Here is a 1,103-nt window from a genome sequence, read left to right as displayed (position 1 = left end):
GTTGAAGCATTGTTGAGCGCAGCAGCACTAATGCTCTGCCCTGCAACGCTGAGAGAACCCAAACCATCCGGCGTTGTGATCGTAAAGGTGTTTCCAGTAAGTGTGCCATCTTCAACAACACTTTCATCGCCTGTGGCGCCAGCGTTGTTGTCGGTGATGGTTACGGTTGGAGCACCATCAGTCGTGCCCGTCACAGTGATCGTTACGGTGGTGGTCGAGAAACTGCCATCGTCGTCTTTTAGGGTGTAGCTAAAGGTGTCCGTCGCGGTTGCACCTTCGGCCAAGGCGGCTGCACCAGCGCCTGGGGTATAAGTATAGGAACCGTCCGTTTGAATCGTTAAGGAACCTAAGCTGCCCGCGATGGGCGTGTTTACACCACCGGTAATATCACCAGTTTGAGTACCCGCTACAACGCCCGTAATTTCTGCCGCATCGGCACCATCGACATCGGCCCCGCCGACATCGGTTCTCACATTACCCGTTGCATTGGTATCGGCATCGGTTGTATCCGTGTCCGCATTGGCTACTGGAGCGGTATCGGTAATTAAAATATCAAGGCTATCACTCGCGGTGGTGCCGTCACTGTCTGTTACAACAATCGCAAAGTTATGCACGACCTCCGCGCCGCTGTGATCTTGCGAGGTACCTGCTGGGTCGTAGTTGTACGTCACTACGCCGGTGGCGGCGTTGTAATCGGTGATGGTTAGAACACCGTCACCATTACTGATGGTAATATTAGTCGTGGAAGCATTGTTCAATGCCGCAGCCGTAATACTTTGACCTGCGATACTCAACGATCCTAAACCATCCGGCGCCGTGATCGTAAAGGTGTTTCCAGTAAGTGTGCCATCTTCAACAACACTTTCATCGCCCGTAGCGCCAGCGTTGTTGTCGGTAATCGTAACGGTTGGGGCACCATCGGTGGTTCCGGTAACGGTAATGGTGACTGTCGTGGTTGAGAAGCTGCCATCGTCGTCTTTTAAGGTGTAGCTAAAGGTGTCCGTCGCGGTTGCACCTTCAGCCAAGGCGGCTGCACCCGCTCCTGGGATGTAAGTGTAGGAACCATCGGCTTGAATCGTGAGTGAACCGAGTGTTCCGGCAAT

At 53.6% G+C, this 1,103-nt stretch carries 1 protein-coding gene; it reads right to left on the bottom strand.

Annotated elements, in window-relative coordinates:
* Positions 1-1,103: VCBS domain-containing protein (locus ABWW03_RS19915; RefSeq protein WP_353411429.1), on the bottom strand; the 1,103-nt coding region annotated here is incomplete at both ends.

The sequence above is a fragment of the Pseudoteredinibacter isoporae genome (assembly GCF_040372805.1).
Lineage (GTDB): Bacteria > Pseudomonadota > Gammaproteobacteria > Pseudomonadales > Cellvibrionaceae > Pseudoteredinibacter > Pseudoteredinibacter isoporae_A.
Note: the sequence above shows the minus strand (reverse complement) of the source record. Positions and strands in the feature narration are given on the sequence as shown.